Origin of the sequence: Crenobacter caeni (genome assembly GCF_010435965.1) — a bacterium.
In the GTDB taxonomy this organism is placed as follows: Bacteria; Pseudomonadota; Gammaproteobacteria; order Burkholderiales; family Chromobacteriaceae; genus Craterilacuibacter; species Craterilacuibacter caeni.
Window position 1 is genome coordinate 225,941 of sequence record NZ_JAAGAA010000005.1, and the last position, 15,130, is coordinate 241,070.

At 68.5% G+C, this 15,130-nt stretch carries 13 protein-coding genes; 9 read left to right on the top strand and 4 right to left on the bottom strand.

Annotation, left to right across the window (positions count from 1 at the left end):
- Positions 1–6: 6 nt before the first annotated feature.
- From GZH52_RS07785 to GZH52_RS07800, 4 genes are all read left to right on the top strand, one after another.
- Positions 7–1,212, top strand: coding sequence for an acetyl-CoA C-acyltransferase (locus tag GZH52_RS07785; RefSeq protein WP_163315913.1), 1,206 nt, complete (start codon positions 7–9; stop codon positions 1,210–1,212).
- Between the two features lie 189 nt (positions 1,213–1,401).
- Positions 1,402–2,355 carry a WD40/YVTN/BNR-like repeat-containing protein gene (locus tag GZH52_RS07790; protein WP_163315914.1) on the top strand — a complete coding sequence of 318 codons (954 nt, stop codon included), beginning with the start codon at positions 1,402–1,404 and terminating at the stop codon, positions 2,353–2,355.
- Between the two features lies 1 nt (position 2,356).
- Positions 2,357–4,753 carry an efflux RND transporter permease subunit gene (locus GZH52_RS07795; RefSeq protein WP_163315915.1) on the top strand — a complete coding sequence of 799 codons (2,397 nt, stop codon included), beginning with the start codon at positions 2,357–2,359 and terminating at the stop codon, positions 4,751–4,753.
- Positions 4,754–4,927: 174 nt separating this feature from the next.
- The gene (locus tag GZH52_RS07800) at positions 4,928–6,097 is read left to right on the top strand and encodes a helix-turn-helix transcriptional regulator (RefSeq protein WP_163315916.1); all 1,170 of its coding nucleotides are present in this window, start codon (positions 4,928–4,930) and stop codon (positions 6,095–6,097) included.
- Between the two features lie 76 nt (positions 6,098–6,173).
- On the opposite strand, the gene GZH52_RS07805 is transcribed toward GZH52_RS07800, so the two are convergent.
- Both GZH52_RS07805 and GZH52_RS07810 read right to left on the bottom strand, forming a co-directional pair.
- Positions 6,174–7,013 (bottom strand): SDR family NAD(P)-dependent oxidoreductase, encoded by an 840-nt coding sequence (locus GZH52_RS07805; RefSeq protein ID WP_163315917.1) that lies wholly within the window; start codon positions 7,011–7,013, stop codon positions 6,174–6,176.
- Complete coding sequence (locus tag GZH52_RS07810) at positions 7,010–8,443, bottom strand: coniferyl aldehyde dehydrogenase (RefSeq protein ID WP_163315918.1); 1,434 nt, start codon at positions 8,441–8,443, stop codon at positions 7,010–7,012. The genes GZH52_RS07805 and GZH52_RS07810 overlap by 4 nt, the downstream gene beginning before the upstream one ends.
- Before the next feature lie 247 nt (positions 8,444–8,690).
- On the opposite strand from GZH52_RS07810, the gene GZH52_RS07815 reads away from it, so the two are divergent.
- From GZH52_RS07815 to GZH52_RS07830, 4 genes are read left to right on the top strand one after another with little or no spacing between them, the layout of a single operon-like run.
- A complete protein-coding gene (locus GZH52_RS07815) occupies positions 8,691–9,509 on the top strand; it encodes an SDR family NAD(P)-dependent oxidoreductase (protein ID WP_163315919.1) in 819 nt (272 codons plus the stop codon).
- 10 nt (positions 9,510–9,519) lie between these two features.
- Entirely contained in the window at positions 9,520–10,296 is a 777-nt protein-coding gene (locus GZH52_RS07820) for an SDR family NAD(P)-dependent oxidoreductase (RefSeq protein WP_163315920.1), read from the top strand.
- 3 nt (positions 10,297–10,299) lie between these two features.
- On the top strand, positions 10,300–10,929 hold the full coding sequence (locus GZH52_RS07825) for a nuclear transport factor 2 family protein (protein ID WP_163315921.1): 630 nt from the start codon (positions 10,300–10,302) through the stop codon (positions 10,927–10,929).
- Between the two features lie 53 nt (positions 10,930–10,982).
- Entirely contained in the window at positions 10,983–12,044 is a 1,062-nt protein-coding gene (locus tag GZH52_RS07830; RefSeq protein ID WP_163315922.1) for an alkene reductase, read from the top strand.
- A 61-nt stretch (positions 12,045–12,105) separates the two neighbouring features.
- On the opposite strand, the gene GZH52_RS07835 is transcribed toward GZH52_RS07830, so the two are convergent.
- Positions 12,106–13,158 carry a GGDEF domain-containing protein gene (locus GZH52_RS07835; RefSeq protein ID WP_163315923.1) on the bottom strand — a complete coding sequence of 351 codons (1,053 nt, stop codon included), beginning with the start codon at positions 13,156–13,158 and terminating at the stop codon, positions 12,106–12,108.
- Positions 13,159–13,349: 191 nt separating this feature from the next.
- On the opposite strand from GZH52_RS07835, the gene GZH52_RS07840 reads away from it, so the two are divergent.
- Complete coding sequence (locus tag GZH52_RS07840) at positions 13,350–13,886, top strand: DUF924 family protein (protein WP_163315924.1); 537 nt, start codon at positions 13,350–13,352, stop codon at positions 13,884–13,886.
- A 214-nt stretch (positions 13,887–14,100) separates the two neighbouring features.
- Here GZH52_RS07840 and dmpG read toward each other — a convergent pair whose 3' ends face one another.
- Entirely contained in the window at positions 14,101–15,129 is a 1,029-nt protein-coding gene (gene dmpG / locus GZH52_RS07845; RefSeq protein ID WP_163315925.1) for a 4-hydroxy-2-oxovalerate aldolase, read from the bottom strand.
- Position 15,130 lies beyond the last annotated feature (1 nt).

Below are 15,130 nucleotides of genomic sequence, written 5' to 3' on the forward strand. Positions count from 1 at the left end.
ATGAGCATGCAGGAAGCTGTCATCGTATCCACCGCCCGCACCGCGATCGGCAAAGCCTACCGCGGCGCGTTCAACGACACCGAAGCGCCGCTGCTCGCCGGCCACGTGATCCGCGCCGCCGTCGAGCGCGCCGGCGTCGCGCCGGCCGAGGTCGACGACGTGATCCTGGGCTGCGCCGCGCAGCAGGGCTCGCAGGGTTACACCATCGGGCGCCTGGCCGCCTATGTGGCCGGCTTGCCGGACAGCGTGCCGGGCATGGCGCTGGATCGCATGTGCGCGTCCGGCCTGATCGCGATCGCCAGCGCCGCCAAGGACATCATGGTCGGCGAGCGCGAGATCCTGGTCGCCGGCGGTGTCGAGTCGATCTCGCTGGTGCAGAACAAGCACAAGAACGCGTACCGCGCGCAGTCGCAGGCGGTGCTCGCCGCGTACCCGACCGCGTATATCCCGATGATCGAGACCGCCGAGCTGGTGTCGCAACGCTACGGCGTCAGCCGCGCCGCACAGGACGCGTACGCGCTGCAAAGCCAGCTCAAGGTCGCCGCCGCGCAGCAGGCCGGGCTGTTCGACGACGAGATCGTGCCGATTGCCGTCGACAAGCAGCTGTTCGACAAGGAAGGCAACCCGACCGAAAAACAGCGGGTGACGCTCGCGCGCGACGAGGGCGCGCGCGCCGACACCAGCGCCGAGAGCCTGGCCGCGTTGAAGCCGGTGTTCGCCGGCGGGCGCTGGGTCGCGCAGGGCGAATTCATCACCGCCGGCAACGCCTCGCAGCTGTCGGACGGCGCGTCGGCCTCGGTGCTGATGTCGAGCGACGCCGCGCGCGAACGGGGCCTCGCGCCGCTGGGCATCTACCGCGGGCTGGCGCTGGCCGGCTGCCGCGCCGACGAGATGGGCATCGGCCCGCTTTATGCCATCCCCAAACTGTTGGCACGGCACAACCTCAAGGTGTCCGACGTCGGCCTGTGGGAGATCAACGAGGCGTTCGCCTGCCAGGTACTGCACTGCCGTGACGCGCTTGGCATCCCGGATGCGCGGCTGAACGTCAACGGCGGCGCGATCGCCGTCGGGCACCCGTTCGGGATGTCCGGTGCGCGGCTGGTCGGCACCGCGCTCTTGGAGGCGCGCCGCCGTGGCGAGCGTTTCGTCGTGGTGTCGATGTGCATCGGCGGCGGCATGGGCGCGGCCGCGCTGTTCGAGACGCAAGCCTAACTGTCGGACCGGAAAGGGGACGGGGCACCTGCCTGGCGGGTGCCCTTTTGCTTTTGCGGTGCAACAAAGGGGCTCACCTGTTTGGACGATGTAGGGGGTAGCGGCACTGGCCATGCTTGCAGCACAAATGAGAACCCAGAGGAGATCCGTGATGCACGCCCTGACCCATGCCCAAATCCCGGAGCCGACATGCGTACGCTCGTAGGGCTCGCCGTCTCCGCCGCGGTCGCCGCCGCTTCGGTGTACGCGTTCTCGCCGCGTCCCTACCCGGAACAGGCGCCGACCCAGGTGCGCACCGACAGCATGCGCATCAACGATCTTGCCCTGGCCGGCAACCGGCTGGTCGCGGTCGGTGACCTGGGCTCGGTGTTCTACAGCAACGACGGCGGGGTGAGCTGGCAGGGCGCCCTGCTCGACCGCCCGTTCGACGTCGCGCTGACCGACGTGCATTTTCGCGATGCCGCGCACGGCTGGGCCAGCGGCGGCGACGGGCGGGTCATGGCGACGCGCGACGGCGGCTTGTCCTGGACCACGCTGCGGGTGGAGAAGGACGTGTCCGAGCCGCTGATGGGGGTGTGGGCGTCGCCGGACGGCACCCTGTTCGCCTACGGCAGCTACGGGCGTTTTCTCGCGTCCAGCGACGGCGGCAAGGCCTGGCAGCAGCGCGACATCGGCGTCGAGGACTTTCACGTCAACGCGGTAGAGGGGGGGAGCGACGGTCGCGCGATGCTGGTCGGCGAGCAGGGCATGGCGCTCAAGAGTGCCGACGGCGGCCAGCGCTGGCAGAAACTCGCGCCGTTCTACCACGGCTCGCTGTTCGGCGTGGCAAGGCTGGACGCCGACACCTGGCTTGCCTATGGCCTGCGCGGCAACGCCTACCTGACGCGCGACTTTGGCGCCTCCTGGCAGAAGCTGTCCGTGCCGATGCCGGTTTCGCTGTTCGGGCACGCCCGCACGGCCGACGGCCGCGTGCTGGTGGTCGGTCAGGGCGGCAGCGTGTTCGAGCTGGACGCACCTGGCACCGGGCTGCGCCTTGTCAAGCGCACCGGGCCGCTGGCGCTGACCGGGGTTGCCGTGGCCGGCGGCGCACTGGTGGTGGCCGGCGAGACCGGCCTTAAGCGCATCGCGAAAGAGGACCAATAAGATGAATCAAACCCACGACAGCCGTCTGCGCCGTTTCGTCGACGGCGTGGCCGAGCGGCTGATCCGCCACCGCAACACCCTGCTGATCCTGTTTTCTGCAGTCACCCTCGCGCTCGCCTGGGGCGCGAGCCAGGCGCGGCTCGACCCGGGCTTCAACAAGCTGATCCCGCTGTCTCACCCGTACATGAAGACGCTGACCGACTACGCGAACGTGTTCTCGGGGGCCAACCGCATCCTCGTCAACGTGCGCGTGAAGGGCGACGGCGACATCTACCAGAAGCCGTTCATGGACACGCTGCGCGCGGTGACCGACGAGGTGTTCTTCATCCCCGGCGTCAACCGTACCCGGGTCTCGTCGCTGTTCACGCCGTCGGTGCGCTACACCGAGGTGACCGAGGAGGGTTTCGTCAGCGACGTGGTGGTGCCGGCGCGTTTTTCCGCACAGCCCGACGAGCTGGCCGTGGTGCAGCGCAACGTCGCGCGTTCCGGCACCATCGGCCGCCTGGTCGCCAACGACCAGAAGGGCGCGCTGGTGCAGGCCGACCTGCAGGAAATCAACCCGGAGACCGGCAAGCCGGTCGATTACGCCGAGATCGCCGGCAAGCTCGAAGACATCCGCGCCAAATACTCCAGCGACGGGATCGAGATCAATATCGTCGGCTTCGCCAAGGTGGTCGGCGACGTGCAGGCGGCACTGGGCCAGGTGTTCATGTTCTTCGGCATCGCCTTCGCGATCACCGCGGTGCTGCTGTTCGCGTACAGCCGTTCGCTGAAGCTGACCGTCGTCGCGCTGTTGGTCGCCTTGCTGCCGGTGGTGTGGTTGGTCGGCCTGTTGCCGGCGTTCGGGCTGGGCATCGACCCGATGTCCATCCTGGTGCCGTTCCTGATCTTCTCGATCGGCGTGTCGCACGCGGTGCAGATGACCAACGCGTGGAAGCAGGAGGTGCTTGCCGGGCGTACTTCGCGCGAGGCGGCCATCGCGGCCTTCCGCAAGCTGTTCATCCCGGGTGCGGTCGCGTTGTTGACCAACGCGCTGGGCTTCATGGTCATCATGATGATCGACATCCAGATCGTGCGCGAACTGGGCATCACCGCCTGCCTGGGCGTGACGCTGATGATCCTGACCAACAAGGTATTCCTGCCCATCGTGCTGTCCTTCCTGAGGCTGGAGCGCGGTGCGCGCAGCAGTGCCGACAGCGACGCGCGCCACCCACTGTGGTGGAAGATCTCGGCGTTCGCGACGCCGGCACCGGCGCTTGTCGCCATTGTCGCGTCGCTCGCGGTGCTCGGCTGGGGCACGCTGGAGTCGCGCAAGCTCGAGGTCGGCGACATCGGCAGCGGGGTGCCCGAGTTGCGCGCCGAGTCGCGTTACAACCAGGACCATAACCGCATTGTGTCGACCTACTCGATCGGGATGGATGTGTTGACCGCAGTGGTCGAGAGCAAGACCGGCGCCGAGGGCGGCGAGTGCCTCTCGCCGGCGCTGATGCAGGCGGTCAACCGCTTCGAGCACCGCATGAAGGGCGTCGCCGGCGTGCAGTCGGTGGTCAGCCTGCCCTCGGCAGCCAAGTTCACCATCGCCGGGCAGAACGAAGGCAACCCGCGCTGGGCGTTCATCCCGTCGACCGGCGACAGCCTGCGCCAGGGCGCGCGTGCGATGGACCCGCAGATGGGGCTGACCGTCGACGGTTGCGGCGCGATGCAGGTGCTCATCTACCTGCAGGATCACAAGGGGGCGACGCTCGCGCATGTGGGCAGCGAAATGAAGCGGCTGATCGCGGCCGACCACACGCCGGGCGTCACCTTCCGCATGGCCGGCGGCAGCGCCGGCGTCGCGCTGGCGACCAACGAGGCGGTCGAGCACGCCGAGGTGACCATGCTGCTGGCGATCTTCGGCGCGATCACCCTGCTGTGCCTGCTGACCTTCCGCTCGTGGCGCGCGGTGCTGTGCATCATCGTGCCGCTCGCGCTGGTGTCCATCCTGTGCAACGCGCTGATGGCGCGCCTCGGGATCGGCCTGAAGGTGTCGACGCTGCCGGTGATCGCGCTGGGGGTCGGCGTCGGGGTCGACTACGGCATCTATCTTTTCGAGCGCATCGAGCACGAGATGCGGCTGCGTGGTCTGCCGCTGCGCGAAGCGTACTACGAGGCCCTGCGCCAGCGCGGGACTGCCGCGGTGTTCACCGCGCTGACCATGGCGCTGTCGGTCGGCACCTGGGCGTTCTCCTCGCTGAAGTTCCAGGCCGACATGGGCGTGCTGCTCGCGTTCATGTTCTTCGTCAACGTGTTGGGCGCGATCACCCTGGCGCCGGCGCTCGCGTACTGGCTGAACCTGTCGGTCTGGCAGCGCCAGGGCGAGCGCGTCCTGCAGGGCGAGGCAAGCCGGCAGGCGGCCTGAACCGGCCGTTGACGCCAAGATTTACAAATGGCATAAACTGTTTTACGGCGGGTCGTGCATGGCATGGCCCGCCGCCAGGGCCCGTCAGAGGCCGAGCAAGCTACAAAGGAAACAGCATGCCCTACCACCCCACGATGTCCTTGCCCTCAGCTGATTCGCACGGAGGGCTTTCCGATGAGTGAAGCACTGGCCACCCGCGTCAGCCTTGCCGAGTTCAGCCACGCGCTGGGCACCCTCTACGAGACCGCGTACGAACCGTCGAACTGGCAGCGCGCGGTCGATACCCTGCGCGAAGTGTTCCGCGCGAATTTCGTCACCCTGATCGTCCGTCCCGAGAGCGACAGCGACGTCGGCAACATGATCACCGCCGGCAAGGTGTTCGAGTCGCGTCACGAAAAGCGCGTGCAGTACAACTACCCGAGCCCCTTCGTCGACCTGGTCAGCGACCGGGTGTACACCATCGGCGACCTGATGGGCGAGAGCGAATGGCGCGCGTCGCCTTTTTACCAGCATTTTTGCGGACCGTACGGCGTGTTCCACGTGATGGCGGCGGACATCCGCACGCTGGACGACGGCGAATTCAAGATCCGCGTGACGCGCGACGAGGACGCGGACGCGTTCGACGAGGCCGACCGTCAGCTGCTCGCGCTGCTGCTACCGCACCTCAAGCGCACGCTGAACCTGCAGACCCGCATGTACGCGAACGAGTCGGTCGGCCTGCTCTACAGCGAGGCGGTGTCGCGGATGATGGTCGCGACCATCGTGCTCGACGAGAAGGCGCAAATTCTCGAGCAGAACCAGATCGCGCGCACGCTGCTCTCCGAGGGCGACGGGCTCAAGCGTACGCAGGGGCGGCTGGAGGCGTCGTACCCGGGCGACAACCGTGCGCTGCAGGCGCTGATCAAGGACAGCCTGGCGCGTTCGGCCGGCGAGAAGCCGGAGAGCGACCCGACCATCGCCGAGGCCCTGTCGCTCGCGCGGCCGTCCGGGCGGGTCAGCCTTGGCGTCGTCGTCAAGGCGGTGCCGCCGAACGACTGGGTGTCCGGCCGCCAGCGCCCGGCGGCGATTGTCTATATCCGCGACGCCGAGCAGAAGAGCCAGGCGCCGCTCAAAGTCACCCAGAAGCTGTTCGGGCTGACCCAGGCCGAGTCGCAGCTGGCGGTGCATCTCGCCAACGGGCTGTCGCTGGAAGAGGCGGCCGAGGAACTCGGCATCCGCCACAACACGGCGCGCGCGCACCTGCGCTCGATCTTCTCCAAGACCGGCGTGCGCCGGCAGACCGAACTCGTGCGCATCATGCTCAACAGCGTGAGCGCCTTGGGCCAGCAGGTCGGCTCGAATTGAGCCGGCTGCGGATGTAGCAATGCCCCGTGCATCGCGCGGGGCATTGTCGTTTCGGGCCGCCGCAGGCTTGCTCAGGCTAGCGCGGCACGGCGCGGCCGCTGTCGTCCAGCCGGTAGTCGGGCACCTGTACCGTGCGCTTTTGCAGTGCGCCGCCCACATCGCCTTCTGCCAGCATCAGGATCACCGCTGCCGGTAGCGCCGGGTCGGCCGCGCCCAGGCGGCGCGCGAGCTCGCCGTTGTCACCAATCGTCGCCTTCAGCGCTTCGGTGGCGACGACGCCGGGGTTGACCGTGTACGCGCGTACGCCCGACCCCTGGTGCTCCGTCGCGATCACGCCGGCCATGCGCGAGAACGCGCCCTTGCCCGCACCGTAGGCGTAGCCCCAGCCGCCCTTGGCGGCCGGCAGCGGCGGGTCGGTCTCGCCTGCGCCGGAGGTGACGTTGACGATCACGCCAGCGCCCTGCGCAAGCATCCTCTCCAGCGCGCGGCGGGTCAGCCGGAAGGGCGCCTGCACGTAGCCCGTGAATACCCGCTGCAATTCCCCGTCGTCGATCTCGAGGAAGGCCGCGTTCAGCGAGGCGCTCTGGTAGATCGCGTTGTTGATGAGCGCGTCGATGCGGCCGAAGCGCGCGAGCACCGCGTCCAGTGCGGCGTCGACCGAAGCGATATCCAGCAGGTCCATGGGCACGGCGAGCACTTCGCCGCCGGCCGCCTCGATCGCGTGCGCGGTTTCGGCGAGCGAGCCGGCGAGCGGTGTGCCGTCGCGCGTGGCAAGCTGATGCGCGTGCCGCTCGCCAGAGTTTTGCGTGCGCGCGGCGATGGCGACGCGCCAGCCTGCGCGGGCAAACGCAAGCGCGGTCGCGCGGCCGATGCCGCGGCTCGCGCCGGTGACGAGCACCACCGGTGCGCCGCTCATTGGCCGACCCACTTGCGGATCTTGGCCGTCAGATCGGCCGGGTAGGGTGGCAGCGTCCCCATCTTCTGCCGCGGGTCGAACCAGCCGGCACGGTAGACGGTGCGCAGGTGAGAGAATTCGTTGAAGCCCTCGCGGCCGTGGTAGCGGCCCATGCCGGAGGCGCCGACGCCGCCGAACGGCGCGTCCTGCAGCGCGGCGTGCATCAGCACGTCGTTGACGGCGACCCCGCCGGACAGGGTGTGGTCGAGCACGTAGCGCTCTTCGGCCTTGTCGTTGCCGAAGTAGTAGAGCGCGAGCGGGCGCGGCCGCGCGTTGATGTCGGCGACCGCGTCCTTCACGTTGCGGTAGGTCAGCACGATCAGCGCCGGGCCGAAGATTTCTTCCTGCATGACCTTGAGCGTGGGCGAGGGGTTGACCAGCAGCGCCATCGGCAGGCGGCGGCTGCCGTCGGCCGGCGCCTCGCCGGCGAGCTCGACGCGGGTGCCGGCGGCGCGCGCTTCGTCGATATAGCCCTGTACCCGCTCGAAGTGGCGCGCGTTGACGACCTGGGTGACGTCGGCGTTGCCTTCGATTGACGGGAACTGGCGCTGGAACACCGCCTTCAGCGCGTTAACCAGCGCGTCGGCGCGCGCCTCGTCGACGTAGACGATGTCGGGCGACACGCAGATCTGGCCGGAATTGCTCGCCTTGCCCACCGCCAGCCGTTCGGCGGCGCGCGCGATGTCGGCGCTCTTGCCGACGATCACCGGCGACTTGCCACCGAGCTCCAGCGTGACCGGGACCAGGTTCTCGCTGGCGTTCTGCATCACCTTCTTGCCGATCGCGGTCGAGCCGGTGAACACCAGGTGGTCCAGCGGCAGGCGGGACAGCGCGTCGGCGACCTCCGGCCCGCCCTCGACCACCGCGACCTCGTCGGGGCTGAAGAACTCGGCGATGCCGGTGGCGAACGCGTGCGCAGTGCGCGGGGTGATCTCGGAGGGTTTCACGATCGCGCGGTTGCCGGCGGCGAGCACGTAGGCGAGCGGGCTCGCCAGCGTGAACACCGGCGCGTTCCAGGTGCCGATGATGCCGACCACACCCTTGGGCTCGTAACGCAACTCGGTCTTCTGGCCGAACAAGGAAAACGGGAACAGGCCGGCGCGCCGCTCGGTCTTCATCCAGCGCGGCACCATCTTGCGGCAGTGCTTGGCCGACATGATTGGCGCGAGCACGTCGTTCATCATCGAGAAGCCCGGGTGGCGGCCACCGAAGTCCGCGTCCTGCGCGCGGGCGAGCGCGTCGGCGTGTTTCTTCAGCATCGCCTCGAGTCGGGCGAGCCGGTCGCGGCGGACCGCGGCGCTGACCGCGCCCTCGGCGGTGAAGGCCGCGCGCTGCCTTTGCAGGATTTGCGCGAGCGGTGGGGTGGCCAGCTGGCCGACGTGCGCGTTCATCGTGGTTGTCTCCCTTTTTGATATTCGCCGGCCTGAGCCTGGTCAGGGCACACGCTAGGGGGGCGAGCACGCGCGGGCATCGTCCGATCGGACGAAGGCTTGGCGTTTTTCAATGTCTAACGCATTGATGTTCCACAAACACTATCCGCTTTGTGTATCTGTGGCTAGTCCTGGCGGACGATGCCGGGCGCGCGCGCGCTCGTCAGCATCGTCAGGGCGGGGAGGTCCCGCCCAAGGAGAGCTGAAGATGAGATTTGCAGGCAAGGTTGCGCTGGTTACCGGCGCAGGGCAGGGCATGGGGCGCGCGATCGCGCGCCAACTGGCAGCCGAGGGCGCCAGCGTGGTCGCGGTCGACATCAACCTCGCCGCGGCTGAAGAAACCGTCGCCGGTTTTGAAAGCTCGATGGCCCGCACGGTCAATATCGCCGACAGCGCCGCGGTCGCCGCCGTGTTCGCCGAAGTTGACGCGCGTTACGGCCGCTTCGACGTGCTGGTCAACAACGCCGGCATCGGCAACTGCAAGAACGACGGTTTCGACAAGCTCCTGACCCGCCTCGCGCTGCGCGGCGAGCAGATAGCCCGCGGCGAGCCGGTCACCGTCTTCCCCGACCTGATCATCGACATGGCCGACGAGGGTTGGCAGGGCGTGATCAACGTCAACCTCAACGGCACCTTTTACTGCACGCGCGAGGCGGTGCGCCTGATGGTCAAGCACGGCGTCAAGGGCAATATCGTCAACATCTCGTCGACCTCGGCGATCTCCGGCGAAGGCAGCCTGCACTACGCCGCGTCCAAGGCCGCGCTGCACGGCATGGCGCGCTCGCTGGCCCGCGAACTGGGCCCGCGCGGCATCCGCGTCAACAACGTGGTGCCCGGCCCGACCAACACCCCGATCATGCAGCAGGTCGGCCAGGACTGGATCAACAGCATGGTCGCCGCCATTCCGCTGGGCCGCATGGCCGAGCCGGAAGACATCGCGCGCACCGTCGCCTTCGTCGCGTCCGACGACGCGGCGATGGTCACCGGCGCCGACATCGTCGCCAACGGCGGCAGCTACTTCAAGTAAGGAGGCGGACATGGGCAAGAGACTGGCAGGCAAGGTCGCCTTCATCACCGGCGGCAGTTCCGGCATCGGCGAGGCCACCGCGCACCGCTTCGCGCAGGAGGGCGCGCATGTGTTCATCTGCGGCCGCCGCGAGGCGCCGCTGGCGGCGGTGGCCGAGGCGGTGCGCGCGCGCGGCGGCCGCTGCGACTATGTGGTCGCCGACGTCGGCGTCGAAGATCAGATCGCCGGCGCGATCGAGTCGGCGCGCGCCAGGGCCGGCCGCCTCGACATCGTCGTCAACAACGCGATGGCGTACAGCTGGGGCGCGATCGCCGACACCGAGCTGGACGCGTGGCGCTCGAACTTCACGACCACCGTCGACGGCACCTTCTTCGGCACGCGCAGCGCGCTGCGCATCTTCCGCGAACAGGGCTCGCCCGGCGCCATCGTCAATATCGCGTCGATCTGCGGTCTGTTCGGCACCGCGTGGATGGCCGGCTACTCGGCGGCCAAGGCGGCGGTGATCAACTTCTCGCGCGCGGCGGCCAGTGAAGGCGCACCCAGCGGCGTGCGCGTCAACGTGGTGGTGCCCGGCGTGGTCGAGACGCCGGCGACCGCCGGCATGCTCTCCGACGAGAAGTCGCGCGCCGGCACCGAGCGGCTGATCCCGATGAAGCGCGTCGGCCGGCCGGAAGAGCTCGCCAACGCGATCCTGTTCCTCGCCAGCGACGAGGCAAGCTACGTGACCGGCGCCGTGCTGTCGGTCGACGGCGGCCGCGCGGCCGACCTCGTGACCGCGCTGGAGTAGGCGATGCCCGAAATGACGCTCGAAGAAAGGGTCGACCGGCTCGAGTCGGTCGAGGCGATCCGCCAGCTTGCCGGACGCTACGCGCTGTCGCTCGACATGCGCGACCTGGACGCGCACGTCAACCTGTTCGCGCCCGACATCCGTGTCGGCCGCGACAAGGTCGGCCGCGCGCACCTGAAGGCCTGGGTCGACGACACGCTGCGTGACCAGTTCACCGGCACCTCGCACCATATCGGCCAGCACATCATCGAGTTCACCGATCCGGACCACGCCGTCGGTGTCGTCTACTCGAAGAACGAGCACGAGTGCGGCCGCGAGTGGGTGACCATGCAGATGCTGTACTGGGACGACTACGAGCGCGTCGACGGCGTATGGGTCTTCCGCCGCCGCCTGCCGTGTTACTGGTACGCGAGCGACCTGAACGCGCCGCCGATCGGCGACATGAAGATGCGCTGGCCGGGGCGCGAGCCCTACCGTGGCACCTTCCACGAGCTGTTCCCGTCGTGGCAGGCGTTCTGGGCCGGCCGGCCCGACCGCGACACCCTACCCGAAGTGGCGGCGCCGGCGCCGGTGAACGGCTTCTTGAAGGCGATGCGCCGCGGCACGGCCGACCCGAAAATCCGCGTGCGTTAGCGCCTGTCCACCTCACGCCGCCTACCCGTCAGGGCGGGCGGCCAGGAGTTTACATGCCCACCCTGTTCGACCCGCTCGCCCTGGGCGAGCTTAAGCTCTCCAACCGCGTCGTGATGGCGCCGATGACGCGCAACCGTGCCGATGCTGCCGGCGTGCCCGGTACCGCCATGGTCGACTATTACGCGCAGCGCGCCAGCGCCGGGCTGATCGTCGCCGAGGGCGCATGGCCCGAGCCGGAAGGGCAGGCCTACTGCCGTCAGCCCGGCATCTTCAGCCGCGAACAGGTGCGCGCGTGGCGGCGGGTGACCGACGCCGTGCACGAGGCCGGCGGGCGCATCGTGCTGCAGCTGATGCACGCCGGGCGCGTCGGCAGCCGCCAGATCAAGGGCGCGGGCGTGCGTACCGTCGCGCCGTCGGCCATCGCCGCGCGCGGCGAAATCTACACCGATAGCGCCGGCATGCAGCCCTTCGACACCCCTGTCGCGCTGTCCACCGCCGAGGTGCGTGCGGTAGTCGCCCACCACGGCGACGCTGCCGCCCGCGCGCTGGAAGCGGGCTTCGACGGGGTCGAACTGCACGGCACCAGCGGCTACCTGCCGATGACCTTCCTCTGCAGCGGCACCAACCTGCGCGACGACGAATACGGCGGCACGCTGGAGAACCGCGTGCGCTTCGCCGACGAGTGCCTGGCGGCGATGGCCGCCGCCTGCGGCGCCGGCCGCGTAGGCCTGAGGCTCAACCCAGGCAATACCTATAACGACACTTCGGACGCCGACCCGGCAGAAAGCCACGCCGCGCTGATGCGCGCCGCGGCGTGCCGCGGCATCGCCTACCTGCACGTGATGCGGGCACCGCGAGACGACATCGACGCGTTCGCCCTAGCGCGCGAACACTTCGGCGACGCGCTGATCCTCAACGACGGCTTCGACGGCGCGGGTGCCGACGCGGCGGTGCGTGCAGGCGAAGGCGCGGCGGTGTCGTTCGCCCGCCACTACATCGCCAACCCTGACCTGGTGCGCCGCCTGCACCAAGGCCTGCCGCTGGCGCGCTTCGACCGCACAACGCTCTACACGGCGGGCGAGGCCGGCTACAACGACTACCCGCCGCTGGCGTAAAGCCGGATGGGGCAGCACACAGGCCGGCGCGATGCCGGCCTTGTCGTGCTGGGGATCGGGCTCAGGGCGCCGGCGCGCTGACCGCGCGGTTACGCCCGCCGGCCTTAGCCTGGTAGAGCGCGGAGTCGGCGCGGTCGATCAGCGACTGCAGCGTCACCGCACGGGCAGGCCGACTGGCCACGCCCAGGCTGGCGGTCAGCCACAACTGGCCGTGCTGGCCGTCCTGGATCGGCATGTGCTCGATGGCGCGGCGCAGCCGTTCGGCGGCCTGGGCGGCCTGCGCCGCGTCGGTTTGCGGCATCAGCACCAGAAATTCCTCGCCGCCCCAGCGCCCGACGAGGTCGCCCTGGCGCAGCGCCTGCTGGCACGCGTGCGCGATGGCCTGCAGCGCGATATCGCCGACGTGGTGGCCGTGCCGGTCGTTCACCAACTTGAAGTGGTCGATGTCCAGCATCAGCACGCTGAACGGCAGCGTGTCGCGCTCGGCGATGGCCAGCCACTCGGCCCCGCACGTCTCGAGGCCGCGGCGGTTGGGCAGACCGGTCAGCGGGTCGGACACCGCGAACCGTTCTGCCTGGCGCTGCCGCGCCTCGGTGCGTTCGATGATGCGGGCTGGCTCGACGGAGAGGGCGCTGACGCTCTCCTGGTCGTCGGTCATGTCGACCACCTCGCGCCACACGCTGAAGCTGCGCTGTTCGGGCGAGTAGTCGACGGCGTGGCCGCGCACCATCTTGCCGCGCTTGCCCAGCAGGTGCTGCGAGCACAGGCAGACCGGGCAGGCGAGGAAGGCGTTGCCGGTGTACTCGTACAGGCGGCGGTACGCGCCGTAACCGTACACGTTACGAAACGCGATGGTCGCGCCGCTGCCGGCCGCGTCCGCCTCGATGTCGATGCTGCTGGCAAAACCGTTGGCCTCGAACACGCGGATCAGCCGTCCGATGTCCTCGTCGTTGCCTTGCTCGTCGAATTCGAGCCCGTTCTCCAGCAGGTGGCCCAGGAACTCCTTGCCGACCTCGCGCATCACCTCGCCGCCTTCCAGGATGCCGTAGCGGCTGAGGACCCGGCCGTAGGCGAGCATCGCGGCCTCGAACAGGGTTTCGTGGAAATTTTTCATGGTGGCAGGCCTGCGGGGAGTAGCGATTGCTCAATCTGTCTGAAGATTATATATAAATATACATATGTAATTTCGCATTCTGATTCGATTGTTGATGTCGATCAGTACCCTGCTGCCTCGGGCGTGGTGCCGGGTGGGTGCTACCCGCGAGAGACCGGCGTGGGTCAGTGCAAAGACTTGAGGAGGCCGCAATGTGGGAAGACGTGCTGGGGTTCTGGTTCGGCGAAGTCGCCCCCGCCCAGTGGTGGCGGGTGGACCCGGCGTTCGACGCACACCTCGCCGGGCGCTTCGGCGGGCTGTGGCGGCAGGCCGCGGCGGGCGAGCTGTTCGAGTGGCGCGCAAGCGCACGCGGGCGGCTCGCAGAAATCATCGTGCTCGACCAGTTCTCGCGCAATATCCACCGCGGCACGCCGCTTGCGTTTGCGCAGGACGCGATGGCGCTCGCGCTCGCGCAAGAGGCGGTCGCCGCCGGCGCGCTGGATGTGCTTGCCGAGACCGAACGCGGCTTCCTGCTGCTGCCTTATATGCATAGCGAGTCGCGGCTGATCCACGCGCACGCGGAGGCGCTGTTCAGGCAATACGCGGCCGAGGGCAGCTACCAGTTCGAACTCAAACACAAGGCCATCGTTGACCGTTTCGGCCGCTACCCGCACCGCAACGCGATCCTTGGGCGCACCTCGACGCCCGAGGAAACCGAGTTCCTCAAGCAGCCGGGGTCGGGGTTTTAGGGAGGAGGCGCTAGGAAAAAAGGCGATGTACCAATTGAAAGTTGGTAGGTTGAGCCTGGGTGTTGCCGACGCGAGCCTACGCGGAAGGGTGGCTGCCGCAAGAACAGCCCGCGATGTCAGTAGCAGCACCACCAACTTTTAATTACGACATGGCCAAAAGAAACACCCCGGCGCAAGGCCGGGGTGTCGTGCCAGGTCAGAGTGGTGCAAGGCTTCAGCGCAGGCCGCGCTCCCTCGCCAGCGTCAGCGCGGTGTCTTCGATCATGTCTTCCTGACCGCCGACCATGCCGCGCCGGCCCAGTTCGAGCAGGAGTTCGCGGGCGGGGATGCCGTATTTGGCTTCGGCGCGCTTGGCGAACAGCAGGAAGGAGCCGTAGACGCCGGCAAAACCCAGCGTCAGCGCGTCGCGGTCGATGCGGATCGGGAAGTCCATGATCGGCACCACCAGGTCCTCGGCGACGTCGGAGATCTTGAACACGTCGACGCCGGTCTCGATGCCCATGCGCTGGCACACCGCGATGAACACTTCAAGCGGCGTGTTGCCGGCGCCGGCGCCCAGGCCCGCCGCGGCGGCGTCGATGCGTGTTGCGCCTTCTTCCAGCGCGGCGAGCGAGTTGGCGACGCCCATCGCCAGGTTGTGGTGGCCGTGAAAGCCGATCTCGGTGCTGTCAGAAAGTACCTCGCGCACCGCGCGGATGCGCGCTGTAACGTCTTCGGGCAGCATGTAGCCGGCCGAGTCGGTGATGTAGATGCAGTTGGCGCCGTAACCCTCCATCAACTTGGCCTGGCGGGCCAGGCCCTCCGGCGTGTTCATGTGCGCCATCATCAGGAAGCCTACGGTGTCCATGCCGAGCTTGCGCGCCATGCCGATATGCTGCTCGGAGACGTCGGCCTCGGTGCAGTGGGTGGCGACGCGGATGGTGGCAACGCCCAATTCGTGCGCCATCTTCAGGTGGTCGACGGTGCCGATGCCGGGGAGCAATAGCGCCGAGACGCGCGCCTGCTTGACGGTGCCGACTACCGCCGAGATGTATTCTTCGTCGCTGTGCGCCGGGAAGCCGTAGTTGACCGAGGCGCCGCCCAGCCCGTCGCCGTGGGTGACTTCGATCAGCGGCACGCCGGCCGCGTCGAGGCCGCGCGCGATGTCGACCATCTGGGTGAGCGAAATCTGGTGACGCTTGGGGTGCATGCCGTCGCGCAGCGTCATGTCGTGGACGGTGATCTTCTTGCCGGTGAGGTTCATC

Coding starts and splice junctions, on each gene's coding strand:
- GZH52_RS07830 (WP_163315922.1), top strand. CDS start 10,983: ATGCCCACCCTGTTCGACCCGCTCGCCCTGGGCGAGCTTAAGCTCTCC.
- GZH52_RS07810 (WP_163315918.1), bottom strand. CDS start 8,443: ATGAACGCGCACGTCGGCCAGCTGGCCACCCCACCGCTCGCGCAAATC.
- GZH52_RS07820 (WP_163315920.1), top strand. CDS start 9,520: ATGGGCAAGAGACTGGCAGGCAAGGTCGCCTTCATCACCGGCGGCAGT.
- GZH52_RS07835 (WP_163315923.1), bottom strand. CDS start 13,158: ATGAAAAATTTCCACGAAACCCTGTTCGAGGCCGCGATGCTCGCCTAC.
- GZH52_RS07795 (WP_163315915.1), top strand. CDS start 2,357: ATGAATCAAACCCACGACAGCCGTCTGCGCCGTTTCGTCGACGGCGTG.
- GZH52_RS07825 (WP_163315921.1), top strand. CDS start 10,300: ATGCCCGAAATGACGCTCGAAGAAAGGGTCGACCGGCTCGAGTCGGTC.
- GZH52_RS07805 (WP_163315917.1), bottom strand. CDS start 7,013: ATGAGCGGCGCACCGGTGGTGCTCGTCACCGGCGCGAGCCGCGGCATC.
- GZH52_RS07790 (WP_163315914.1), top strand. CDS start 1,402: ATGCGTACGCTCGTAGGGCTCGCCGTCTCCGCCGCGGTCGCCGCCGCT.
- GZH52_RS07840 (WP_163315924.1), top strand. CDS start 13,350: ATGTGGGAAGACGTGCTGGGGTTCTGGTTCGGCGAAGTCGCCCCCGCC.
- GZH52_RS07800 (WP_163315916.1), top strand. CDS start 4,928: ATGAGTGAAGCACTGGCCACCCGCGTCAGCCTTGCCGAGTTCAGCCAC.
- GZH52_RS07785 (WP_163315913.1), top strand. CDS start 7: ATGCAGGAAGCTGTCATCGTATCCACCGCCCGCACCGCGATCGGCAAA.
- dmpG (WP_163315925.1), bottom strand. CDS start 15,129: ATGAACCTCACCGGCAAGAAGATCACCGTCCACGACATGACGCTGCGC.
- GZH52_RS07815 (WP_163315919.1), top strand. CDS start 8,691: ATGAGATTTGCAGGCAAGGTTGCGCTGGTTACCGGCGCAGGGCAGGGC.